Here is a 23,983-nt window from a genome sequence, read left to right on the forward strand (position 1 = left end):
CACCCCACGATTGGAAATGTAGTTTGGTTCCGTGCTACGATAGAGAAGATTGAGGGAAGAGTGCGGAAAAGGAGTGACGAGTGATGAAGCTGTTGTCCATCGAACCGACGCCGAGTCCAAACGTAATGAAGCTGAACGTAGACGAGCGTTTGCCGGATGGTGTCCAACATGTCTATACAAAAGAGAATGTCGCCAAGTACCCGGAGTTGATGGGGAAGCTGCTGGCGATTGAAGGAGTTACCTCTATTTTTCATACCGCTGATTTTTTGGCGCTGGAAAGAAAGTCAAACGCGGATTGGCAGCGCATCTTGACCCAGTCCCGAGAGATTCTTCAGGCAGGAGAAGGAACGGCCGTACCGGTATTGGCAGCTACGGATGGAGCCGCTTTTGGGGAGGCCCAGGTCTTTATCCAGATGTTCCGGGAAGTGCCCATGCAGGTAAAAGTCACGATGGGGACAGAACAGATCCGTGCAGCATTGCCGGAGAGGTTTGGACAAGCAGCGATGCGAGCTGGATCGGCCTCGCCAAACCTGATCATGGAGCGCAAATGGGTGGAGCACGGTGTCCGTTATGGCGATCTGCGCGAGATCGGAGAAGAAGTCGCACTAGAGATCGTGGCTTCGTATCCGGAAGAGCGTGTGGAGGAGCTTGTGGAGCGTGCCTTGCAGCTAGGTGAAGGGGAAGCCCCAGAGCCTGTCATCCGTGAAAAGAAAGTTGTTACCCTGCAAATGCTGGATGATCCCGATTGGCAAAACCGGTACGCGGCATTGGATCGCATGGAGCCAACCGAAGAGGATTTGCCAGTGCTGGAGAAAGCCCTGAAGGACACGAAGACGTCGATCCGAAGGCTGGCGGTCGTCTATCTGGGGATGGTTGGGGGAGATGCCGTCTTCCCGTTGCTGTTCCAGGCATTAAAGGATGATTCGGTATCCGTAAGAAGAACGGCTGGAGATACCTTGTCTGATCTGGGGGATCCACTGGCGACTGGACCGATGTGTGAAGCTTTGCATGACCGCAACAAGCTCGTTCGCTGGCGTGCAGCGCGTTTCCTGTACGAAGTGGGAGACGAGTCAGCACTTCCAGCATTGCGATCGGCCCAAAACGATCCGGAGTTTGAAGTCAGCCTGCAGGTGCAAATGGCTGTGGAGCGGATCGAAAGCGGGGAAGCCGCCAGCGGTACGGTCTGGCAGCAAATGACCCGCAGAAACGAACAAAGCGAGTAAGAGCACGACTCTCATAATCGAAAACAGGGGTGCATTTGCCCCTGTTTTTTCTTTGTACAGGAATAAGATTCTTAGCCAGTATAAGTGCAGCTAAGGCTCCGCCAAAAGGCTTGGTGGAACGCGCCACTTCGCTTCTGGTCAATTCACCTGCAAAATGCCTCCGTAAAAAGCATGTTCATGACGGCGAGCAGTCGCCCATGCCTGATTTCCATAGTCAAAATGCCACCACTCATCCGAATAGTTCGTAAATCCGGCTTGAATCATGATGTGATACAAAAGTCGGCGGTTGCGCTGGATTTGCCGCTCCTGGTCGTCACTGGGCAGATGGATTTCGAAAAAACGTGTATGGGCCCGATCAGTAAAGTCATCAAAGGGAGTACCCATGTCCAGCCAGCCGTTGGGACCTGCTATTGTCAGGTCAACAGCACCGCCAGTCAAATGACGGGGAGGACGCTCAGGATTGTGCGAGGGCCGGGCTACGAACCGGTGGAGCTCCTCGTAAAAAGCTTCTCCTTCCGTCCAGCCTTGTGCGAGAAGCTGGCTTTTTAGGCGATCATACAGGGATTGCTGCACTTCTAGCGGGCGCCACCCATCCAAAACCACGAGATGATGGTCGGGTGGGAGCAAGCCCGCGGCTTCGACCAGACGGTCAGCAACGGAACGCCGAACGAAGCAATCAGATCGCGTGCCAGCCAACCCCTCGTGATAGTAAGCAGGATATACTGCTATTGCGGGGGCATACTGCAACAGAGGGACGACGGGTTCGTTGGTTTCCAGGATCTTTGGCAAGCTAGCTAAAGCGGCGCTTGATTCCGATTCTGGGATGGGAGTGGTAAACTTCATAGGTCGAAAACACCCTTCTGCGGGATTTTATTCATTATAGCACGAGAAACATAAGGAAATTATTGGTATCAAACAGTATAAAAATAGACACAGTTCAATAATGGTTGACTACTTGTGATCTATCCCTTATTCTAGGAGAGGGTTTTCGATCATGTTATCAACATTGCTAGTGCGTAGGGGAGATTGTGTATGACAACCAATCACTATGACGTAGTTATTGTAGGTGGAGGACTCGCTGGTTTATCCAGTGCCGCCTATCTTTCGTCGAAAGGCAAAAAAGTAGCAGTTTTGGAGCGCGGACAATTAGGCGGTCGTGCCGTTACGCTGAAGATCAAAGGATTTAACTTTAACTTTGGTGCACACGCTATTTACGCTCGTGATAGCTCCGTTTTGAAAACGTTTGAAAAAGAGCTGGACCTTCACATTGACTGGCAAGACTTTAATCCGACAAAAGCGAAGTACGATATCGGGAACGATCTGACAGCTGTTCCAGCGAATGTACAAGGCTTGTTCCAAACCAAGCTGCTCAAAGGCTTGGACAAAGTATTGTTTACGTTTGAAATCTTGAAAACGATGCTGAAGATGGAAACGGGACATCCGCATATGTCTATCCAAAAATGGATGGAGAAGAAAAACGTCAATGAAGAAGTAAAGGAAATGATGCTGACACTGGCTTCCTCCAACTTCTTTACACGTGAACCGGAAAAAATCCCATCTGACGTATTCTTTTCCTATTACAGCCGACTGTTCACGACCAATAAGCCAGTAGCGTATATTGGCGGAGGCTGGCAGGCGCTGATTAACGAATTCGTTCGTGTCATCGAGGCGAATAACGGCGTCATCCTGACGAAGACAAAAGTAGAAAGTTTCCACGTAGAAGAAGATCGCGTCGTGGGAGTGGTAACACCGGAGGGCGAGTTTACGGCAGATGAGTTTATCAGCTGTATCCCGCCGAAAGAAATGGTGAAGGTATTTGCGGAAACGCGGTTGGAGCATGCCATTGCCCAGCACGCAGAATACGAGCCTACCGTTGTTATTGTGTACGACATTGGCTTGAAAGAGCGCATCGATGTTCCGTATTCCTATATTTACGACAAGCAAAACAACATCTTTATCACGGACATTTCCTACTACGATCAGACCTGTGTGCCAGAAGGCGGTCAGCTGCTCCAAGCGACAGCGTACATGCGCCAGTCTGATGTAGGGAACAAGGAATTGGCAGAGCAACGCAAGCTGGAAATCGAAGCGCTGTACGACAAGCACTTTGCCGGCTGGCGTGAGCAACTGGTCGTTCCTCGCGTCTCCACACGTGCCATCGTACAGGAGATCAAATGGACAATGAACCAGAAGCCTATGCCAATCTTCATGCCTGACTATCGCAACCTGTTCTTTGCAGGTGACTGGTGCGAAGGCCAAGGACAACTGTCCGAGCTTTCTTTCTCCAGTGCCATGAACGTTGCGAAGTTAATTTTGGAAAAATAATTCATCTGTTAACGGGTGCTTTTCTCAACTGTTGCTTGAGCGAAGCACCCGTTTTTCCCTTGCAAAAGAGCCCCGCAAGATACGCTTGCGGGGGAGGGATAAAACTAGGCCCTCTGGTACAGATTGTAGACGAGGCGGCCAATTTCGGCGATCGTTTGGGCGGCTGGGATTTGCTCCAGACCTTTGTTCAGAGCGCAGATGGTCACAGCATGCGGGCCGACGAACAGCACACCGGTATCATGCGTGATGTGGGTAACGGAGCCGGTCTTGTTGGCGAGCTCCCATTTAGGAAGCATGCCGATCACGTCTCCATCTGGATCGGGGAAGTGGAACGGAATGCGGTCTCGATGCTGCTGCTGCTTTAGGATCGCCATCATTTTCAGGCAGCTGTCATAGGAAATGACTTTTCCTGTAGCCAAATAACGGAAATGAGAGCCCATGTCTGCAGCCGTCAGCTCGTTGTAGCCTTCCAGCTCGGCAGGCACGACCATCAGCTTGTTGTAGAACTGACTGTTTGTCATGCCTGTCTTTTGCATCGCTGCTCGAATGCTCTCGGTTCCGACCAAGTCGATCAAAATATTGGTCGCCGTGTTGTCGCTTTGGATGATCATAAGTGTGACGATGTCCTGCACGGTCAGCTCAGTGCCGGGGGTCATGTGCTGAAGCACCCCAGCACCGCCTACCAAATCTTCTTGGCGGAGCTTGATTTTTTGTTCCAATGCGATGTTGCCAGCGTAGGCTTCTGCAAAAACTGCCGTCATGATCGGTACCTTGATCACGCTAGCCGCATAGAAACGTTTATGCTCATTGAACACCAGCGTTTCACTTGTTTGCAGGTCTTCCAGGTAGATACCCCACTCGCCGCCAGCATTTTCAACCAATTGAGCGATTTGGGTGGATAAACTCGAGAGCATTTCCTTCATCCCCTTTTTATGTAGACAAAATTTTCTCAAGATAATATTATTTATACATGCTCCTAACAATCAAGAAGAATTATTCCAGAGACGGGGGTTTTTTCATGAAACGGTTTAAGAAACTATCATTTTGTGCAGTGCTGCTCGCGAGCTTGGCGTTCGCTGGCTGTGGCACACCACAAGGGAGCACGTCGGGAGAGAAGGCACCTTCAGCTTCAGCAGGTGAATCTTCTACCCCGCAAAGCATGCAGGTGAACCTGAGCACAGGGGAGCCAAACACGATCGACCCTGGACTGGCAGAAGATATCCCTTCGATGTCTGTTGCCCGTGCAGCATTTGATGGCCTGCTTCGGCTGAATGAAAAGGGCGAGCTGAAAGAGGCGGTCGCGGAGAAGTACGAGGTATCACCTGATGGACTGACCTATACCTTCCATCTGCGCGATGCGAAGTGGTCCAACGGCGAAGCAGTTACTGCGCATGATTTCGAATATGCGTGGAAGCGCGTATTGAATCCGGAAACAGCATCTTCCTACGCTTATCAGATGTACTATCTGAAAAACGGAGAAGCTTTCAATGCGAAGAAAGCGAAAGCAGAGGATGTTGGCGTAAAAGCAACCGATGACAAAACGCTTGTCGTCAACCTGGAAAATCCGGCACCGTTTTTCCCTGAGCTGGTTGCATCTGTGACTTACTTCCCTGTGAACCAAAAAGCAGTGGAAGCAAACAAGGATTGGGCTTCCAAGCCTGAAACCTACGTAGGGAACGGACCATTTGTGCTGAAGAAATGGGAGCACAAGTCGGGTATCGAATTCGAAAAGAACGATACTTACTGGGATAAAGACCACGTAAAGCTGTCCAAGCTCAACATCAACATGATCGAAGACGCCAATACGGAGCTTTCGATGTTTGAAAATGGTGATTTGGACTGGGCGGGCTCTCCGCTGGGTGACTTGCCGCTCGACGCACTTGAGTCCTTGAAAGATTCCGGCAAAATGCAATCGCAAGCAACGGCAGGAACTTACTGGTACATTTTCAACACCACGCAAAAGCCTTTTGACAACAAAAAGATTCGCCAGGCATTTGCCACTGCTGTAAACCGCAAAGAAATTACTGAAAGCGTCGTTCCATTCAAGAGTACAGCAGCGCTCGGAATCTTGCCTCCTACCATGACGCTCAACCCTGACGGCTACATCAAAGACGGTGATGTGGAGACAGCGAAGAAGCTGCTGGCTGAAGGAATGAAGGAAGCGGGAATCACCAAGCTGCCTGAGCTCACCATTTCCTACAATACGACAGAAGCCAATCAACGGATCGCGACTGTCATCCAGGATCAATGGAGAAAAGCATTTGGCATCGAAGTGAAGCTGGTGAATAAAGAAAATAAAGTACATCGCGAACAAATGAAGGAAGGGAACTTCCAAATCGGCCGCGGCAGCTGGATCGGCGACTTCAACGATCCGATCAACTTCCTGGAAGTGTTCAAAGGCGGTTTGAACACCTCGAAATGGGAGAACAAAGAGTTCCTCGACCTCTTGGCTCAATCAGCCAAAGAAGGCGACGTAGAAAAACGTAAAGAAATCCTGAAAAAAGCGGATGCCATCGTGATGGATGAAATGCCTGCTCTGCCGATCTACTACTACACTTACGCATGGGTGAAACAAGACTCTGTAAAAGACGTAGTTGTAGACGCACTCGGCTTCATCGACTTCAAATACGCATCCAATGAAAAGAAATAAATAGAGAATAGGGAGTGACGTGTGTGCGTCCGATAATTGGTGTGGCGTGTACGAAAATGTATTTCCCGAATAACAATCTCGACCAGTTCTTTTATGTAGGCTCCGGCTATGTGGAGGGGATTGCACGCAGTGGCGGAACTCCGTTGATCCTGCCTCTTCTGACATATGCAGATGCGCCATTTCGCGCGATGCTGGAGTCGCTTGACGGCCTGATCCTTACAGGAGGAGACGATCCTGCTCCTCATTTGTACGGAGAGGAGCCGCTGCAAGGACTGGGACATATTGAATACGAACGGGATTTGGCAGAGCTTGAAGTCATCAAGCTGGCTCTGGAAATGAAAAAGCCAATCCTCGGAATCTGCCGGGGAATGCAAATTCTGAATGTGGCGTGCGGCGGTACCCTCATTCAGGACATTCCAAGCCAAGTGCCAGGAGCATTCCAACACGCCCAAAAAGGTTCACGTCAATACGGCGCACACAAAGTCACTCTTCAGCCAGGATTTGTAGCAGATGCGGTTGGCAAGACGGAAATCCTGGTCAACACCTCGCATCATCAGGCGGTAAAAGACGTCGCTCCGGGCTTTGCCATGACAGGGGCAGCGGCTGACGGTGTAATCGAGGCGATCGAGAGTCTCGACGGGCTGCATGTCGGGCTGCAATGGCATCCAGAGCGGATGTGGGGCCACGACAGCGACATGCAAAAGATAGCGGAGGCGTTTGTCGCCAAAGTCAAACAAGCGAAGCTGCAAGCCAGATAAGATCAGGCAGAATTTCGCCAGAGAAAAAGGAATAGCAAGCCGCTCTACGGACGGGGGTCAGTCCCCTACAACATGTGGAGCGGTTTTTCTTTGTACAGTAAGAATTTATAAGATTCTTAGCCAGTATAAGTGCAACTAAGGCTCCACCGCAAAGCTTGGCGGAGCCAAGTTTTCTAACTGAATCAGAAAGTATAAACGACGTGAGCCATCTACCTGATTCAGCATGAATAACCTTCCGAAAAATCGCGGTCGCTCCTCCATGAGATGACCTCGATAGAGGTTTTCTTATTTTGCTGGAAATGTATACTAGAGACAGGCTGACATGTGAGGGGAAGCAAACTATATACGAGGTGAGGGAAATGCTGCCAATAGGAACAAAAGCACCGCTATTTCGAGCGGACAGCACCAGAGGCCTGATCGACTTGCAAGAATACATGGGGAAAAAGAATATCGTCCTGATCTTCTATCCAGGGGATGATACGCCAGTGTGCACGAAGCAGCTGTGTGCTGTTCAAGACCATTATGCGGCCTTTGAGCACGCGGATACTGTCGTCTTCGGGATCAATCCTGCCGAACGGGCAAAAAAAGAGGCGTTTGCAGGTAAGTTTGGTTACCGCTTCCCGCTGATTGTGGATGCTGACCAATCGATCCGCCAGTCCTATGGCGTAGGCAAGATATTGGGGCTGTTTTTCCAGCAGCGGATCGTCTATATCATTGGGAAGTCAGGCAACATTATTTACGCAAAAAAGGGCAACCCCCCTGTCTCAGAGCTGCTGCATGCTCTGGAAGCACAAAGCTAGCCCTGCCTAAGAAGAGAGAAAGGAGTTCATCCTATGTCTGTTTCTGAAAAAATAACAGGAGTCCTACTTCTGGGAATACTTGCATGCTTATTTGTGATTGCGCAAAAGCCGGCGCCTTCTTTTTACAGTCCGCCAGCTTCGATTCCATTTCCAGAAGTGCCTGATTCCTCGAATGCTTCTGTCGTTTCGCTGGACAAGAACAAAATCGCGGTAGTCGACACGCGAAATGATTCACCGACTTTTGGGAAAATCCTCGTTCTTGCCTTTGATCCGACGACCAACAAATTCACGCAGGTGGCCGATCATACCTTCAGCTTCGACATCGTATTCAGGTAGGCTTCCCTGCCGAGTAGGTGTCCGTACCTTGCGCAATGCTAGAAAAAAGGGGATAATAAAACAAAATGAGAATGTATGTTTGGTGGTTATCCCCTTATGAAAAAAATCTTGCACATGGATATAGATGCTTTCTTTGCCAGTGTCGAGCAGCTGGATCGTCCTGAGCTGCGTGGAAAGCCCGTTATCGTCGGCGGGACTGGGAATCGAGGTGTCGTGTCTACATGCAGCTATGAGGCGCGTAAATACGGTGTCCGGTCTGCCATGCCGATCGCAATGGCGCGTAAAAAATGTCCCCAGGGCATTTACCTGCCCGTCCGATACTGGCGCTATGTAGAAAAATCAGCAGAGGTACGGGAGATTTTTTCAGCCTATACCGATCGCTATCAGACGGTAGGATTGGATGAGGCTTATTTAGACGTGAGCGATTACGAGGATGCTGTTCCCATCGCGCGGGAAATCAAGCGGCGTGTGAGAAAAGAGACGGGGCTTACCTGCAGTATCGGACTGTCGTACAATATGTCACTGGCCAAAATAGCAAGTGATTTGAAAAAGCCGGATGCGTTTGTCATTATCCGTCCTGAGCAGGCATTGGAAGTCCTGCGGCCTCTGCCGATTGGCACCCTGAACGGAGTCGGGAGAAAGTCGCAGGAGGTTCTCGCCAAAAAAGGCATCAAGACGGTAGAGGACTTTTGGGCACTTTCCTTGGAGGAGGTGGTCCAGCTCTTTGGCAAGATGGGACGTTCGCTCTATCATCGGGCGAGAGGCGAGGACAACCGGGAAATTGTCACAGAGCGTACGCCGAAATCCTCGAGCCGCGAAACCACACTGCCCTTCGATTTGTTCGACAGAGAATCCATCGCACCGATCGCCATGTCTTTGCTGCGAGAAGTCGAAGAGGACATTCGCGAGGAAGGCGTCCATCCTCAGACCATCACGCTGAAAATCAAATACGCGGACTTCACACAGCGAACCAAGCAGCATAAAGCGGTACCGGATGCCAATTGGCAGGAGCTTTTGGATGACTTGCTGGATGCCTTTGATTACACGCCGGGAGTTCGGCTGGTCGGAGTGGGCTTCTCGAATTTTACAGAGCCGCAGCAGGAGCGCTACGAGCAGCTAATGATGTTTTCCTGGAAACAGGGGAGATAGGAGGGTGAGCTGGTGGAAGGAAGCAATCCGTATCATTGCTGTGCGACCTGCCAGCATTTTCGCGTGGAAAAGACGACGGGAAACGTTTCCTATCGCTGCTCTCGGTTGACGTACGAGACAAGACCGGAGTATCAGTTTCAATGCTGGTCCCCAAAAGAAAGCGTCAAGCGTCTAATGGACGCAAGACATGAGAAAACTGAAGAGTAGCTGTGGTGAGGGTATAAAGTTACAAGAATTCTGACGAAAAGCTATGCTGGCTGCTAGATTGTCAGCTCAGCAAGAAGCGCACGACTACCAAAGGAGGCGGGCCAGCTTGAGAATCATCGTTACCAGTTTATTCGTACAAGATCAGGGCAGGGCTCTGGAGTTTTATTCAGAAAAGCTGGGGTTCATAAAAAAGGAGGATGTCCCCGTCGGAGAATTTAGGTGGATTACGCTTGTTTCACCGGATGATCAAGGCGATACGGAGCTTTTGCTCGAACCAAACAACCATCCGGCCGCAAAGGAGTATCAACAAAGGATATTTGCTGATGGCATTCCAGCCACCATGTTTGGCGTTGCAGATATACAAGACGAGTATAGGCGTTTAAAGGAAAAAGGCGTGACGTTTACGATGGAGCCGACAAAAATGGGCGATGTCACAATAGCTGTCTTCGACGATACTTGCGGCAACCTGATTCAGATCTTGGAGAAGTAGCATCATGGCTACCCCGACCGATGGAAGGAGCCAAAACCCCCGCTTCGCTAGGATGACGGGGGTTTTGCTGTTCCACAATCACATTTTCATGTCGTGGCTGTCGGCGTAGACAGTTGTGCCTTGCTTGAGCCTGAGGAAGACGTACAACAGAATCCCCAAGCCCAGTATGGAACCGGCAACGACAAACAGGACAGTGGAAACGGGAAGAACGTCGGTTAAAATCCCGCCAGCCAGCGGCCCTGCGACCATTCCGACCGCATGGAACATATTGAACAGGGAGTAGGCAATCCCATAGGCGCCGCTTCCCGAGCGGTCGATAATCTCTCCAAGCGTAGCGAGGGTAGGAGACAGGGTAAATCCCACTCCTGCGCCTACAAGCGCCATCGCCAGAGATGCCTGCCAAAGTGTACTCGCCAAAGCAAGAGCGGGTATGAAAACAGCCAGGATGCAAATCCCTATGAACATGAGTAAAAATGGATTGAAACGGCTGGACAATGCGCCTGCCACAGGAGCCATAAGCCCGTAGGCCAATGTCATGATGGCAAATAGCAAACCGATCATAGCGGGTGTTACGCTCAGCTTTTCTGTCAAAAAGTTTGGAAGCGTAGGCTCCAGCAAGCAAAGGGCGATCTCGGCTAGCAGAACGATGCCGGCAATAAAGGCAACCTGCGGATGACGTAAAAATTTGCTGACACGCAGCTGCTCGGACTGGCTGCGCGCGGGGGCTTCCTGCAGGAATAAGGCAACGAGCAGGATATTGAGCACCGTAAAGCCTGCCGCAGCCAAAAAGGGTGTGCGGTGACCGCTTACTTCAAAAAGCCATCCACCGAGCGGAGCACCGAGCAGCGTACCTGATGAAATGGCAGTCAGGGCGATCCCCATGACGGCACCACGCGACTTAGGAGGAAACAGATCAGCCAACAGGGCTAGAGCAGTCGGCCATGTAGCTGCTGCTGCCAGCCCTTGGATAAAACGAGCTGAGATGAGCAGCGGGAGCGAATCGGCAAATGCGAACAGAAGAGTAGAGAAGGCAAGCCCGGCAAGCCCGGTCAGCAGTATGATCCGCCGGCCAATGCGATCGGATATCGGCCCAAAAATCGGGGTGGCGACGAGCATGGCGATCGCATAACTGCTAAAGAGGATTCCCATCATTGTCGAAGAGGGCTTCAGCGTTTCCGTGAAATACGGCACGATCGGTATGAGCAGGCTGTAGAGCAGCATGTCGATGAAAAGGATCAGCACGACAAAAAGCAGGCCGATTCCTTGGGATTTTGTCATTTTCGGAAGGAGTGTCATAGTCATTCACCTCTGTACTATTCAAGTTAACCAAGAAAACTAAAAACGTTTAAATCGTTTTCGCGTAAAAAAGGGGAATAAAAGACTTATCTTTTATCCACCGGAACGAGGCCGAATAACAACACATCGGCAATCGCAGCGAGTGACTCCTGCGTAGTAATATTGTTTTTCGTGTAAAAGCGCTGATCGAGGGCGGAGTTGCATGCATCGATGATGATCTTCATCATGAGTGTGACATTGCGGTCGATGATCAGACCTTCCCGAATCCCCTGTTCAATGAGCTGGCGGAGCATCGCCCAGTCACTGGAAAGAGAAGCATCTACGATCGCCCACTGCTCAGGATAGTAGCGTTTCATCTGCTCGAGTATGCGCAGGTCGTAAAAGTCGTTATGGGTAGGCACGACCATGATGACCGAACGGATTTTTTCGAGGAGCGTAAGGTTGCTGTCCTCTACAATTTGTCTCGTCTTTTCATCGAACTCCTGCGCTGTTTGTTCGATGATCGTCTCGAGGATCTCGACCTTGGAGGAAAAGTGCTCATAGAGTGTACGCTTGCTGATCCCAAGTCTGCGAGCTAAGTCATCCATCGAAAACTTCATGCCTTTTTCCCAAATTTCTTCGATGAAGCCGCGCATGATTCTGTCTCGGATAAAGCATCGCCTCCTTGTATGTAATCTGCAAAGAAAACCAAGTAAACGGTTTTAGTTTTATTAGATCAAGGCAATTCTACATGGTTTTCCTTTAGGATGCAAGCCGGCGCTAGCTTTTTCTTTTGCAACAGGGTGGCCGATTATGGTATAGTAGGTGCCGAAATCGCGGTTGATTGCTTCACATCATTTGGAGGTGCCCCGTGTTTTTACAAAAGCTGGTGCCCAATCAGTACGTGGATTCGATCCACCACATTGATATAGATCAATTGAAACGAAATAACGTCCGCGCAGTGATTACGGATTTGGACAATACGCTGGTGGAATGGGACAGGCCGGAGGCGACTCCTGAGGTTGTCAATTGGCTGAAGCGCTTGCATGACGCAGGCATTCAGGTGACGGTCGTCTCCAATAACGGTCTCTCGCGTGTTGAGCGTTTCTGTAAGCCACTGAATATCGGATTTATTTGCGCGGCTCGCAAGCCCACGAATCGTGCTTTTTTACAGGCAGTGCGGCAGATGAACGTGACCATTGCCGAGACAGTCGTTATCGGCGATCAATTGTTTACGGATGTGTTGGGAGGAAATCGTCTCGGGTTTCATACGATCTTGGTCGTACCGGTAGCTCAGACGGATGGTTTTTGGACGCGCTTCAATCGTCAAATGGAACGCGTTGCCTTGATTTGGATGGAACGGAAAGGAATGGTTTCGTGGAGGAGAAAAACATGATGGATCATGAAACTACTGCCTGTGCTGGCTGTGGTATCCTGATTCAGTCGGAAGATGCGAAACAGCCCGGTTATGCGCCACCGTCTGCCCTAGGCAGAAAAGTCGTGATTTGCCAGCGCTGCTATCGGATCAAGCATTATAATGAAGTAGCCCCTGTAAGCATGGGGGATGATGATTTCCTGCGGATTTTGGATGGCATAGGCGCTACTCAATCCCTTGTTGTCATGGTCGTGGACATCTTTGATTTCCAAGGCTCTTGGCTGAAGGGGTTGCCGCGTTTTGTCGGTAAAAATCCGATTCTGCTCGTAGGGAACAAGGTCGATTTGCTCCCACGCAACATCAATCTGAATCGCGTGCGAAACTGGATGCAGCACGAGGCGAAAGAGCGCGGTCTGCGTCCGGAAGACGTAGTCCTGATCAGTGCCGAAAAAGGTCTGCATATCGACGAACTGCTCGCCCGGATTGGAGAGCTGCGAAAAGGCCGCGATGTTTATATTGTCGGTGTTACGAACGTGGGCAAATCCACGATGATCAACCGTATCTTGCATGACTACGGGGCAGCCGAGCTGGAAATCACCACTTCGCCGTTCCCGGGAACGACGCTGGACAAGATTGAGATTCCGCTGGAGGATGGTCGCTCCATCTTTGATACGCCAGGGATCATCAATCGCGATCAGATCGGACATATGATTCCGCCAGCAGACTTGCGGAAAATCACGCCGAGAAGCCGGATCAACTCCAAGGTATATCAGCTCGATGACGGACAGTCGCTGTTCTTGGGCGGACTTGCCCGCATCGACTTTGTCCACGGCCCTCGTCAGCCTTTTGTCATTTATGTGGATAACGATCTGTACATCCATCGCACCAAGCTGGAAAAGGCGGATGAAGTCCTGGAAAAGCATCATGGCAGCTTGCTTGTTCCACCGACTGGAGAAGAGGCCGCAAAAGCGTTACCTCCGTTTGTGAAGCATACATTTAAAATTAAGCCGACTGGAATCACGACAGACGTTGTCATTTCCGGATTAGGCTGGGTTAGCCTCCAGGGCAAGCATGATGCGAGTATTGTCGTTCATGCGCCTAAAGGGGTTAGTGTGGGGATCAGAAAAGGGCTAATCTAGCTCCTCCGAAGAGAATAGGGCCGCCCTTGTTTCTTGGTTGTTTGTAAAGAGAGCCTATAGGGGGTAGGAGAGCAAAATGATTACGAGTAAAACACAGCTGGTTGGTTTGTTCGGCCACCCGGTTTCCCATTCACAGTCGCCTATGATGCAGAATGCCGCCTTTTCAGAAACAGGCTTGAGCTATGCCTATGCAGCCTTTGATGTAGAGCCTGACAACCTGGAGGATGCCGTGGCAGGGATTCGCGCTCTGGGTCTGAAAGGAATCAACGTGACGATTCCGCACAAGGTCGCCATCATGCCGATGCTCGATGAGATTGACCCCTTGGCCAAGCGGATCGGTGCGGTAAATACGGTCGTGATTGAAGACGGTCGTCTGATCGGCTACAACACGGATGGTATGGGCTATGTCCGTTCCCTCGTAGAGGAGACGGGGATTGAGCTTGAGCAGCAGATCGTGACGATGGTAGGTGCAGGCGGTGCGGCGCGTGCAGTAGCATTTACCCTTGCAGAAAAAGGTGTGAAGGAAATTCGCATCATCAACCGTTCACGTGAAAGAGCCACCCTTCTGGCCGAATCCTTAAAGTCGATTGTGTCGACCCGCATCGTGGAGCAGGGAGAGGGGAAAGAGGCGATCGCGGATGCGTCCTTGTTGATTAATACGACTTCGATCGGCATGCTGCCGAATGTGAATGAAATGCCTGTTCCAAAAGAGTGGCTGCACGATCAGCTGACAGTCAGTGATCTGATCTACAATCCACTGGAAACCCGTTTGCTTGCAGAAGCAAAAGCGATTGGAGCACGTGTTCACTCAGGTGTTGGCATGTTCGTTAACCAAGGGGCATTGGCCTTTGAGCTGTGGACCGGGAAAAAGGCTCCGACAGAAGCCATGCGCCAGATCGTCCTTTCGCAATTGACAAAAACAGCAGAATAACGATAATGATACGTTCATACGTAGAAGGAGGCATGCCGATGTTGACCGGCAAGCAAAAACGTTTTTTACGCGCAGAAGCGCACCATCTGACCCCGATTTTCCAAGTGGGAAAAGGTGGCGTAAATGAAAATATGATCACGCAGATCAAAGAGGCGCTGGAAGTGCGTGAATTGATCAAGATAGCGATCCTGCAAAACAACAATGACGACAAGCATGAAGTCGCAGAAGATTTGGCGGCAGGTGCAGGAGCGGAATTGGTTCAGCTGATCGGGCATACCGTTGTACTGTACAAAGAGTCTCGGGAAAACAAAACGATCAAGCTGCCGTAGCGAACATCATGGATGAACGCATAAAGCATGTCGGAATTTTAGGTGGGACGTTCGATCCGATTCATTGTGGCCATTTGCTTGCTGCAGAGCAGGCGAGGGAGCAAGCGGGTCTGGATGAGGTGTGGTTCATGCCCACACATATCCCGCCGCATAAAACACGTGACGGGCTGACGGACGCTGCTACTAGGCTTGAGATGGTGGAGCTTGCGGTAGCGGATCACGAATCGTTTCGGGTGACGGATGTGGAGCTCAGACGTGAGGGACCCTCTTATACCTACGACACGATCGTTCAGCTGGTCGAGCAGTACCCAGATTGCCGTTTTTCCTTTATCATTGGGGGTGATATGGTCGAGATCCTGCCGAAATGGTACCGTTTTGAGGAGCTGAGCCGCATGATTCGATTTATCGGTTTGGCGAGACCTGGTGCGGATATCGACCGTGTGCCGAATGACACAGTAACCTTTGTTGAAATGCCGGTTTGGGATATCTCATCCACGCTGATCCGGATGAAAGCAGCGGAAGGCCAAAGCATTCGTTATTTGGTTCCGCGTTCAGTCGAGCGTTATATAAAGGAGAACGGATTTTATGCGTGAGTGGAGCAATCGGGAGGAGCTGCTCGCACAGGTGCGGGCTCAAATGCATGAGAAAAGGTATGCGCACACGCTGGGCGTAGCGGAGTCCGCAAGGCAGCTGGCGATACGCTATGGGGCCGATCCTGACAAAGCGCAGCTTGCCGGATACTTGCATGATTACTGCAAATGCTGGCCAGTAGACAAGATGTTTGAGATTCTGGTTCGCCATGATATGCCAACAGAGCTGTTGGAAGGCGAGAAAGAGCTGTGGCATGCTTTTGCCGGAGCGATTGTCATCCAGTCAGACCTCGGTATTACGGATCCGGAAATATTGCAGGCTGTCCGCTATCACACAACGGGGCGTGTAGGCATGACTCTGTTAGAAAAAGTGGTATGTGTGGCAGACTATATAGAACCGAACCGCAACTTCCCTGGTGTCGAAGAAATCCGCGCCTTGGCGCAAGAGGATCTGGATGCAGCGCTTGCCCTTGCTCTAGGAGGCACGATGCAGTTTTTGATAGAAAAGAAAAAGACGGTATTTCCGTTGACATTATTGGCTTATAACGATTTGATATCCTTAAAAAGGGAGAATAGGAGGGTTTAATGGTTAAAACAGTAGAAGATTTGGCCCGTTTGGTCGTGAAGGCAGCAGAGGACAAGAAAGCAGAAAATCTAATGGTGCTGGATATCCGCAATCTGTCTGTGATCTCCGATTACTTTATGATTTGCCACGGGAACAACGAGCGTCAGGTGCAAGCGATTGTAAAAGAGATCCGTGATCAGGCACACAAAAACGGAACGAACATCCGCGGCATTGAAGGTGCTGAGGAAGGTCGCTGGGTTCTCGTCGATCTGGGTGATGTGGTGATCCACGTGTTCCACCGTGAGGATCGCGAGTTTTATAACCTGGAGCGTCTGTGGAAGGATGCAGAGGTCGTATCCTTCTCAGAACAAGGGTAATAGCTATGGCGTACGCGCATATGGCAGCTGTGTATGACAAGCTGATGGCGGATTCGCCTTATGATCAGTGGCTGGACTGGGTGGAAAGCAACTGGGAAAAAGGGGATAAGCCTAAGCAGGTGATTGATTTGGGCTGCGGGACCGGCACGATCGCCATCCCGCTCGCAAAGCGCGGCTATCGTGTGACCGGTGTCGACCTGTCTGCCGATATGCTGGCGGTCGCCTATGATAAAATGCGCCAGGCGCAAGCTGACGTTAACTGGGTCGAGCAAGATATGCGTGAGCTGGAACTGCCTGTGGCAGATGCTGTCATTTCCTTGTGTGATTCGCTTAGCTATCTGACAGAGGAAGAAGATGTACAGGAGACTTTTCGCAGGGTGTACGCCCATCTCGCCTACGGAGGCAGCTTCTTGTTTGACGTACACAGTCCGTACAAGATGCTGCACATTTTCGGAGACGAGACGTTCACGTACATGGATGATGAAGTTTCGTACATTTGGCAATGTTTTTGCGATCCGCTTCGCCTTGAAGTCGAGCATCAGCTGACCTTTTTCATCCGCCAGGAAAATGGCTTGTATGAGCGAATGGAAGAGGAGCATTTTCAAAGGGCATATCAGCCGATTCAACTGATTCGCTGGCTGAAGGATGCAGGTTTTGAAGATATCGTGCTGTCGGCAGATTACTCCAACCAACCGCCGCATGAAAAGAGCGATCGCCTATTTTTTGCAGCACGAAAGCCGAAACGTTGACACGGCAGGTTCACATTTACTATAATCGTGTTATAACTGCAAAATTCGACGCGTTGAAAGAGGAATAGTAGGTAATCACTCCGAGTCTAAGAGAGTTGACGGCTGGTGCAAGTCAACCCGGAGTAAGCTGAACTCACCTCCCAGCACTTGCCCCCAAGGCCGGGTACAGCTCGGTTGAGTAAGGGTGGGCGAATCCTCCACGTTACGGATGGAATCAAGTGGGTGAATGCAGGACATTTGCCAATCTGGGTGGTACCGCGGGAGTAAACACAACCTCTCGTCCCTTTTCGTCAATCGATAGGGACGTGGGGTTTTTTTATTTTTTTACCATTAAGGATGGGAGTGCTTTACCATGGTTTTTAGTCATCACAACGTAGAAAAAAAGTGGCAGCAATACTGGGAGCAAAACAAGACCTTCAAGACTTCTGAGGACGCGGGCAAAAAGAAATTTTATGCACTCGATATGTTCCCGTACCCTTCTGGTGCTGGCCTGCACGTAGGGCATCCAGAGGGCTACACGGCGACGGATATCTTGTCCCGCATGAAGCGCATGCAAGGCTACAACGTACTTCATCCAATGGGCTGGGATGCGTTTGGTTTGCCAGCGGAGCAGTACGCACTGGATACGGGGAATGATCCTGCAGAATTTACGGAGAAAAACATCCAGACCTTCCGCCGTCAAATCAAATCACTGGGCTTCTCCTACGACTGGGATCGCGAAGTCAACACCACGGATCCACATTACTACAAATGGACCCAATGGATCTTCACAAAGCTGTATGAGCACGGTTTGGCTTACATCGATGAAGTAGCTGTAAACTGGTGCCCTGCACTGGGAACGGTACTGGCGAATGAAGAAGTCATCGACGGAAAAAGCGAACGCGGTGGTCACCCGGTAGAACGCCGTCCGATGAAGCAGTGGGTCCTGCGAATTACAGCGTATGCGGAGCGTCTGCTGTCTGATCTGGAAGAGCTGGATTGGCCAGAGAGCATCAAGGAAATGCAGCGCAACTGGATCGGCCGTTCTGAGGGTGCGGAAGTCACTTTTGGCATCGAAGGGCATGATGAGACCTTTACCGTCTTCACGACGCGCCCTGACACCTTGTATGGGGCGACCTATGCGGTTCTGGCGCCTGAGCACAAGCTGGTGGACCTGATTACCACCGATGCACAGAAAGAAGCGGTAGCGGCTTACCTGGAGCAGGCAAAACACAAGAGCGATCTGGAGCGTACAGATTTGGCGAAAGAAAAAACCGGAGTCTTTACCGGTGCATATGCCATTAACCCGGTGAACGGCGAGCGCCTGCCGATCTGGATTGCCGATTACGTATTGATCAGCTATGGTACCGGCTCCATCATGGCGGTTCCTGCACATGATGAGCGCGACTACGAATTCGCGAAAACGTTTGACCTGCCTATCAAGCAAGTCATCGCAGGCGGAGATATCTCCAAGGAAGCGTACGCAGGGGACGGAGCGCATATCAACTCCGAATTCCTGGATGGCTTGAACAAAGAGCAGGCCATTGCCAAAATGATCGAATGGCTGGTTGAAAACGGCAAAGGAAATCGCAAAGTGACCTACCGTCTGCGTGACTGGTTGTTCAGCCGTCAACGCTACTGGGGTGAACCGATTCCAATCATTCATCTGGAAGATGGCACGATGAAGGTCGTTCCAGAAGAAGAGCTGCCTGTCATTCTGCCGAAAACAAAAGAAATCAAGCCGTCGGGTACAGGCGAATCGCCACTCGCCAATATTACCGACTGGATCAACATCGTAGATCCTGTGACGGGTCAAAAAGCTCGCCGCGAGACCAACACGATGCCACAATGGGCGGGTAGCTGCTGGTACTTCCTGCGCTTTATCGATCCGCACAATGACAAAGCGCTGGCAGATCCAGAAAAACTGAAAGAATGGCTGCCGATTGACATTTACATCGGTGGTGCCGAACACGCGGTATTGCACTTGCTGTACTCCCGTTTCTGGCACAAATTCCTGTACGACATCGGAGTCGTACCGACGAAAGAACCGTTCCAAAAGCTGTTCAACCAAGGAATGATTCTGGGCGAGAACAATGAAAAAATGAGCAAATCCAAAGGCAACGTAGTGAATCCGGACGATATCATCAACAGCCATGGTGCCGATACACTGCGCATGTACGAAATGTTCATGGGCCCTCTGGACGCTTCCATCGCGTGGTCGACAAAAGGCCTGGACGGCGCACGCCGCTTCCTGGACCGTGTCTATCGCCTGTTTGTGAATGACAGCGGACAGCTGAATGAGAAGATCGTAGATACCTCCGAAGTGGCAGGTATGGAGCGCACTTACCATCAAACAGTGAAGAAAGTAACCGAAGACTACGAAGGTCTGCGCTTCAACACGGGTATTTCCCAACTGATGGTATTTGTAAACGAAGCGTACAAACAAGAGGTATTGCCGAAGAAGTACATGGAAGACTTCGTGAAAATGCTGTCCCCAATCGCTCCGCACATTGCGGAAGAGCTGTGGGAAAAGCTGGGGCATACCGAAACAATCGCATACGAGGCTTGGCCAACGTACGACGAATCCAAGCTGGTAGAAGATGAGGTAGAAATCGTTCTGCAGGTAAATGGCAAGAACAAAGAAAAACTGCTCATTGCCTCCGATGCGACAAAAGAACAAATGGAAGAGCTTGCGATGGAAAATGAAGTCATCAAGGAATTGATCGAAGGAAAAACAATCGTCAAGATGATTGCGGTTCCTGGCAAACTGGTAAACATCGTCGTTCGCTAAAAAAACGAAAAAGGAGTGGAGACTGTGCAAGACAGGTTTCCGCTCCTTTTTTTGTCATACAGTAAGAATGTAGAAGGTTCTCAGCCAGTATAAGGGCAACATAGCGAGACTTCGAACGAAGTGAGAAAGCAAGACTTGTGCCCTTTGGGTACTAAGGTTCCCCCACAAAGCTTGGCGCAGCCAAATTTTCCAATTAGCGCTGATGGTTTGTAAGCCGCTGTTCTACCAGCTCTTGATCTTCTGCGAATTTCGCATGTGTGCGGCGATACACCTCTGTAAAAAGACCAGGGATCCCTTCCTTCAAGGGAATCAAACCTTCGCCAGTAATGCCTCCTGGTACGCAAACTCGCTGCTGCAGAGAAGGCAGGGTGAAAATATCTTCTTTTAAGAGATCGGCCATGCCAATGAACATCTGCGTTGTCAAATAAGTGGCAGCGTCCTCGGAGATGCCTGTTTCGTTTACGGCCTCCTGGATCATTTGCTGGAGGATGTAGCTCAAGAAAGCGGGGCCGCAGCTGGTGATGTCGGAGGTGACACGTAAAAAGACTTCTGAGACCATCGTCGGGTGGCTAATGGACGAGAAGAGTTTGAGAATGTACTGCTTTTGCGCCTCGTCAATCCGCGAGCCGAACTCGCAGAGGCTGATACCACTCCGGGCAGCATTTGTAATACTCGGGACCACTCTCGCAACAGCGCAAGGTACTCGCTCCTCCAGCAAAGACAGCTTGATCGGGCTGGTAATCGTGATTAAGAGATGCTCGGGGGTCAAGACAGGAGTAATTTGCTCCAGCAAAACCTTATACTCCAAAGGTTTAACGCACAGAAGCAATACCTTGGCGGCTTCAGCCAGCTCAGCATTACTTGGTGCGACGACCAATCCGGGGTACAGTTCGGCTAACCGTTCCGCTTTGGCGGGGGTGCGATTGCCAATCATGATCTGACCGGGGGACAGGGCTTTGGACGACAGCAAAGCCTCAATCAAGATCGTGCCCATGCTACCTGTACCGATGAACCCGATCCTATCCATCTCCATACCTCCCTCCGTTATTCTTTCCCCATTCTATGTGCGCCGGGGAGCCATCATGACCAAGAATCCAAAAGGACTAATGGATCCGTATGCGCGGAGCGATTCTCTCATACAGCTTATCACCGATACCTTCGATGCTCTTCAGCTCCTCAAGTGCCCGAAAGCTTCCCTTTTCCTCGCGGTACTGCATAATTGCTTTGGCACGAGCTTCGCCAATCCCGGGCAAGGTCATCAGCTCCTCGGCAGTAGCCGAATTGAGCGAAACCGTTTGATCAGAGGAAGAGGCATTGGACGTATTTTTCCCATTGGCGGCGTATGCAGGTGCAGACAGATTTACCGGCCCTGCTGCAGGAGAGCTCTCCTTTACAGGTATGACGATCGCGGTACCATCTACCAGAGGAGCCGCCAGGTTGATCTGTGCAAGATCGGCAGTGGGATTGGCTCCCCCTGCCTTGGCGATCGCATCAGCTACACGCATGCCAGCATCCAGAGGGTATAAGCCGGGCTGCTTGACATCACCTTTCACATCGACATAAAGGGGCGCGGGTGCAGAAGGCGTTTTTTCTAAGGCTGGTTTGCCAGCCACAGTGCTATCTTTTGCCTGTTCGTCAGCAGGCAAAACATCATCCGAAGCGTAAGCGGGAGGGACGAGGGGGAGTGCAGTGTCCGTACCCTCGTGTCCTGCCACACGAGTCTGATAAAGCCAAAAGCTGCTCGTTACAAACAAAAGCGCGATAGCTGTTAAAAAAATTTTCCGATATCGCTCCCACCATTCAAGGAACACAAAAAACCCTCCCTTACTTGGTCGATTCTGGAAGTAGAGGATACTGCTTCTACTCCTGATGCTACGAAAAGTAAGGGAGGGTGTGCAAATCTATTTGCCAGCTCTATCCAATATGCTGGAGCGAGCTTTTTTTGCGTCGGATATCGACGTTCGGACTGACATAAGGATCGAAGTTGTACTTTTGCTCAATGAAGATCTGATGCCACAGCATGAAGACGAGGATCGTCCAGATTTTGCGGCTGTAGTCGGCATTGCCTTCGCGATGCTCATCCAGCATGTACAGGACGTAAGCTTTGTTGATCAAATCGTCCACTTTGGATTCGAAAATGATTTCCTTCGCCCATTTGTAGAATTCATTTTTCAGCCAATGACGAGTCGGAACCGGGAAGCCCAGTTTCTTTCTCATCTTGATTTCCGGCGGCAGGAAGTCTTTCATCGCCTCGCGCAGGACGTGCTTGGTCGTACCGTTGGCGATTTTGTACTTCGTCGGGATGGTCGCAGCGAATTCAAAGACTTTCAGGTCAATGAACGGCACGCGAAGCTCCAGAGAGTTGGCCATCGTCATTTTGTCTGCCTTCATCAAAATGTTTCCGCGAAGCCAAGTGTGAATATCGAGGTATTGCATCTTCGTCACATCGTCGTACTGGGATGCGCGCTTGTAGATTTCCTCGGTAATGGTAAAAGGAGAGACATACGAGCTGGAGCGTGCGATATCTTCCATCACGACGCGTTTTTTCATTTCTTCACTGAAGATCAGAGCGTTTCCGAAGAAGCGTTCTTCCACGGTTTTGGAGCCACGGATCAGGAAGTTCTTACCTTTGACTTGATCTGGCAGACGCTCTGCCATGTAACCGATCGATTGACGCATCCAGCCAGGCATTCCGGAGAACATTTTCAGCGAGTTTGGCTCGCGATAGATGTTGTAGCCACCGAAAAATTCATCGGCGCCTTCCCCTGAGAGAACGACGGTTACGTGCTCACTTGCCATTTGAGCGACAAAATAGAGGAGAATCGCAGACGGATCCGCTACCGGTTCATCCTGGTGCCAAATCAGGCGAGGCAGCTCGTTCATGTACTGCTTGGCGCCCACGACCAGTTCATGGTGCTCGGAACCTAAAAATTGTGCTGTTCGTCTAGCGAAGTCCAGCTCGCTGTAGCCAGGGATGTCAGAACCGACAGAAAAGGTTTTGACAGGCTCGAACGTGCGAAGCATTCCGACTATACTGGTAGAATCGACACCGCTAGAGAGGAAAGCTCCGCGCGATACCTCGCTGATCCGGTGTTTATCGACCGATTCCAGCAGTACGCTGCGTGTGCCCTCTACATAATAAGAGAAAGGCTTGCTTTCGTCCGGATTGAACTCGACATCCCAGTAACGGGAAAGCTTGATTTGATCGTTTTCGATGATAAAAGAGTGAGCCGGAGGGATGCGGTAAATACCTCGGTACATCGTCTCAGGATCTGGTACGTATTGGAAAGTCAGATAGTGATAAAAAGCCGTATGGTTCACTTCGCGAGTCAAGCCAGGCATCTCCAGCAAGCTCTTGATTTCGCTGGCGACTCCGATAGAATCGGCCGTCTCCACGTAGTAGAGCGGCTTGATTCCAAAGTGATCACGGGCACCAAACACTCGTTTTTTGCGAGAGTCATAGATGGTAAAGCCAAACATGCCCCGCAAATGCTTCGGCGCATCTGTTCCTACTTCCTCGTAAAGGTGAAGGATGGTTTCGATATCAGAATCGGTATGAAAAACGTGTCCGATGTCTTTTAGCCATTGTTGCAATTCCTTGTAATTGTATACTTCCCCATTCCCAATGATCCAGATGTCCCGTGTTTCGTTGAACAGCGGTTGATGTCCGCCTTCCACATCAATGATGCTTAGACGACGAAAGCCCAGGGCGACGTTATCCTCCAAATGAAAACCATCGTCGTCTGGACCACGGTGCAGGATGACACCGGTCATTGCGCTGATCGCTTCTTGCACGACAGGTGTTTGCCGTTTGTTGTAGAGTGATACGATTCCACACATATGAAATGACTCTTCCTCTCACTGGATTGCTCCTGCTAACTCTATCATGGATCGACAGACAGTGCAATCACTCCGAATGCCTACGAGCTTGCTCTCAAACGTGAT

General features: G+C 50.6%; 25 protein-coding genes. 18 read left to right on the forward strand and 7 right to left on the reverse strand.

Annotated elements, in window-relative coordinates; genetic code table 11:
- The first annotated feature begins 83 nt into the window (after positions 1–83).
- Positions 84–1,223 carry a virulence factor gene (locus tag ACLIN2_RS10910; protein WP_411504037.1) on the forward strand — a complete coding sequence of 380 codons (1,140 nt, stop codon included), beginning with the start codon at positions 84–86 and terminating at the stop codon, positions 1,221–1,223.
- 138 nt (positions 1,224–1,361) lie between these two features.
- Here ACLIN2_RS10910 and ACLIN2_RS10915 read toward each other — a convergent pair whose 3' ends face one another.
- Positions 1,362–2,066 carry a M15 family metallopeptidase gene (locus ACLIN2_RS10915; RefSeq protein WP_411504038.1) on the reverse strand — a complete coding sequence of 235 codons (705 nt, stop codon included), beginning with the start codon at positions 2,064–2,066 and terminating at the stop codon, positions 1,362–1,364.
- Between the two features lie 189 nt (positions 2,067–2,255).
- On the opposite strand from ACLIN2_RS10915, the gene ACLIN2_RS10920 reads away from it, so the two are divergent.
- Positions 2,256–3,548, forward strand: a complete 1,293-nt coding sequence (locus ACLIN2_RS10920; RefSeq protein ID WP_092269179.1) for a phytoene desaturase family protein — start codon at positions 2,256–2,258, stop codon at positions 3,546–3,548.
- Positions 3,549–3,652: 104 nt separating this feature from the next.
- Here the strand turns inward: ACLIN2_RS10920 and ACLIN2_RS10925 are convergent, their stop codons facing one another.
- On the reverse strand, positions 3,653–4,462 hold the full coding sequence (locus ACLIN2_RS10925) for a serine hydrolase (RefSeq protein WP_411504039.1): 810 nt from the start codon (positions 4,460–4,462) through the stop codon (positions 3,653–3,655).
- Between the two features lie 104 nt (positions 4,463–4,566).
- On the opposite strand from ACLIN2_RS10925, the gene ACLIN2_RS10930 reads away from it, so the two are divergent.
- The 7 genes from ACLIN2_RS10930 (at position 4,567) to ACLIN2_RS10960 (ending at position 9,938) form a co-directional block, all read left to right on the forward strand.
- A complete protein-coding gene (locus ACLIN2_RS10930) occupies positions 4,567–6,198 on the forward strand; it encodes a peptide ABC transporter substrate-binding protein (RefSeq protein ID WP_411504040.1) in 1,632 nt (543 codons plus the stop codon).
- A gap of 23 nt (positions 6,199–6,221) precedes the next feature.
- Entirely contained in the window at positions 6,222–6,956 is a 735-nt protein-coding gene (locus tag ACLIN2_RS10935; RefSeq protein WP_411504041.1) for a gamma-glutamyl-gamma-aminobutyrate hydrolase family protein, read from the forward strand.
- Between the two features lie 359 nt (positions 6,957–7,315).
- Entirely contained in the window at positions 7,316–7,756 is a 441-nt protein-coding gene (locus tag ACLIN2_RS10940; protein WP_092269166.1) for a peroxiredoxin, read from the forward strand.
- A gap of 33 nt (positions 7,757–7,789) precedes the next feature.
- Positions 7,790–8,092 (forward strand): hypothetical protein, encoded by a 303-nt coding sequence (locus tag ACLIN2_RS10945; protein WP_411504042.1) that lies wholly within the window; start codon positions 7,790–7,792, stop codon positions 8,090–8,092.
- Between the two features lie 96 nt (positions 8,093–8,188).
- The gene (locus ACLIN2_RS10950; protein ID WP_411504043.1) at positions 8,189–9,241 is read left to right on the forward strand and encodes a DNA polymerase IV; all 1,053 of its coding nucleotides are present in this window, start codon (positions 8,189–8,191) and stop codon (positions 9,239–9,241) included.
- Between the two features lie 12 nt (positions 9,242–9,253).
- Positions 9,254–9,448, forward strand: coding sequence for a hypothetical protein (locus ACLIN2_RS10955; RefSeq protein WP_122962006.1), 195 nt, complete (start codon positions 9,254–9,256; stop codon positions 9,446–9,448).
- A 106-nt stretch (positions 9,449–9,554) separates the two neighbouring features.
- A complete protein-coding gene (locus ACLIN2_RS10960; protein WP_411504044.1) occupies positions 9,555–9,938 on the forward strand; it encodes a VOC family protein in 384 nt (127 codons plus the stop codon).
- 78 nt (positions 9,939–10,016) lie between these two features.
- On the opposite strand, the gene ACLIN2_RS10965 is transcribed toward ACLIN2_RS10960, so the two are convergent.
- A complete protein-coding gene (locus ACLIN2_RS10965; RefSeq protein WP_411504045.1) occupies positions 10,017–11,234 on the reverse strand; it encodes an MFS transporter in 1,218 nt (405 codons plus the stop codon).
- Positions 11,235–11,320: 86 nt separating this feature from the next.
- Complete coding sequence (locus tag ACLIN2_RS10970) at positions 11,321–11,869, reverse strand: TetR/AcrR family transcriptional regulator (RefSeq protein ID WP_246070909.1); 549 nt, start codon at positions 11,867–11,869, stop codon at positions 11,321–11,323.
- A gap of 215 nt (positions 11,870–12,084) precedes the next feature.
- Here ACLIN2_RS10970 and ACLIN2_RS10975 point away from each other — a divergent pair, with 215 nt between their 5' ends.
- From ACLIN2_RS10975 to leuS, 9 genes are all read left to right on the forward strand, one after another.
- Positions 12,085–12,609 carry a YqeG family HAD IIIA-type phosphatase gene (locus tag ACLIN2_RS10975; protein ID WP_411504046.1) on the forward strand — a complete coding sequence of 175 codons (525 nt, stop codon included), beginning with the start codon at positions 12,085–12,087 and terminating at the stop codon, positions 12,607–12,609.
- Positions 12,609–13,727: a ribosome biogenesis GTPase YqeH gene (gene yqeH, locus ACLIN2_RS10980; RefSeq protein WP_327932038.1), complete on the forward strand. Its 1,119-nt coding sequence runs from the start codon at positions 12,609–12,611 to the stop codon at positions 13,725–13,727. The genes ACLIN2_RS10975 and yqeH overlap by 1 nt, the downstream gene beginning before the upstream one ends.
- A gap of 76 nt (positions 13,728–13,803) precedes the next feature.
- Positions 13,804–14,658, forward strand: a complete 855-nt coding sequence (locus ACLIN2_RS10985) for a shikimate dehydrogenase (RefSeq protein ID WP_411504047.1) — start codon at positions 13,804–13,806, stop codon at positions 14,656–14,658.
- A gap of 38 nt (positions 14,659–14,696) precedes the next feature.
- Positions 14,697–14,987 carry a ribosome assembly RNA-binding protein YhbY gene (yhbY, locus tag ACLIN2_RS10990; protein ID WP_092269134.1) on the forward strand — a complete coding sequence of 97 codons (291 nt, stop codon included), beginning with the start codon at positions 14,697–14,699 and terminating at the stop codon, positions 14,985–14,987.
- Between the two features lie 8 nt (positions 14,988–14,995).
- Positions 14,996–15,580 (forward strand): nicotinate-nucleotide adenylyltransferase, encoded by a 585-nt coding sequence (locus ACLIN2_RS10995; protein WP_092269131.1) that lies wholly within the window; start codon positions 14,996–14,998, stop codon positions 15,578–15,580.
- The gene (gene yqeK / locus ACLIN2_RS11000) at positions 15,573–16,163 is read left to right on the forward strand and encodes a bis(5'-nucleosyl)-tetraphosphatase (symmetrical) YqeK (protein WP_411504048.1); all 591 of its coding nucleotides are present in this window, start codon (positions 15,573–15,575) and stop codon (positions 16,161–16,163) included. Before ACLIN2_RS10995 ends, yqeK begins: the two co-directional genes overlap by 8 nt.
- Complete coding sequence (rsfS, locus tag ACLIN2_RS11005; RefSeq protein ID WP_092269125.1) at positions 16,163–16,519, forward strand: ribosome silencing factor; 357 nt, start codon at positions 16,163–16,165, stop codon at positions 16,517–16,519. The genes yqeK and rsfS overlap by 1 nt, the downstream gene beginning before the upstream one ends.
- Positions 16,520–16,524: 5 nt before the next feature.
- Positions 16,525–17,268 carry a class I SAM-dependent DNA methyltransferase gene (locus tag ACLIN2_RS11010; protein WP_411504049.1) on the forward strand — a complete coding sequence of 248 codons (744 nt, stop codon included), beginning with the start codon at positions 16,525–16,527 and terminating at the stop codon, positions 17,266–17,268.
- 352 nt (positions 17,269–17,620) lie between these two features.
- Entirely contained in the window at positions 17,621–20,038 is a 2,418-nt protein-coding gene (gene leuS, locus ACLIN2_RS11015; protein ID WP_122962013.1) for a leucine--tRNA ligase, read from the forward strand.
- 193 nt (positions 20,039–20,231) lie between these two features.
- Here leuS and comER read toward each other — a convergent pair whose 3' ends face one another.
- The 3 genes from comER to asnB form a co-directional block, all read right to left on the reverse strand.
- Positions 20,232–21,065 carry a late competence protein ComER gene (gene comER, locus ACLIN2_RS11020; protein WP_411504050.1) on the reverse strand — a complete coding sequence of 278 codons (834 nt, stop codon included), beginning with the start codon at positions 21,063–21,065 and terminating at the stop codon, positions 20,232–20,234.
- Between the two features lie 76 nt (positions 21,066–21,141).
- Positions 21,142–21,849 carry a helix-hairpin-helix domain-containing protein gene (locus tag ACLIN2_RS11025; protein WP_411504051.1) on the reverse strand — a complete coding sequence of 236 codons (708 nt, stop codon included), beginning with the start codon at positions 21,847–21,849 and terminating at the stop codon, positions 21,142–21,144.
- 103 nt (positions 21,850–21,952) lie between these two features.
- Positions 21,953–23,878 carry an asparagine synthase (glutamine-hydrolyzing) gene (gene asnB, locus ACLIN2_RS11030; protein WP_122962015.1) on the reverse strand — a complete coding sequence of 642 codons (1,926 nt, stop codon included), beginning with the start codon at positions 23,876–23,878 and terminating at the stop codon, positions 21,953–21,955.
- Positions 23,879–23,983 lie beyond the last annotated feature (105 nt).

This window comes from Brevibacillus centrosporus, assembly GCF_046622605.1.
Lineage (GTDB): Bacteria > Bacillota > Bacilli > Brevibacillales > Brevibacillaceae > Brevibacillus > Brevibacillus centrosporus.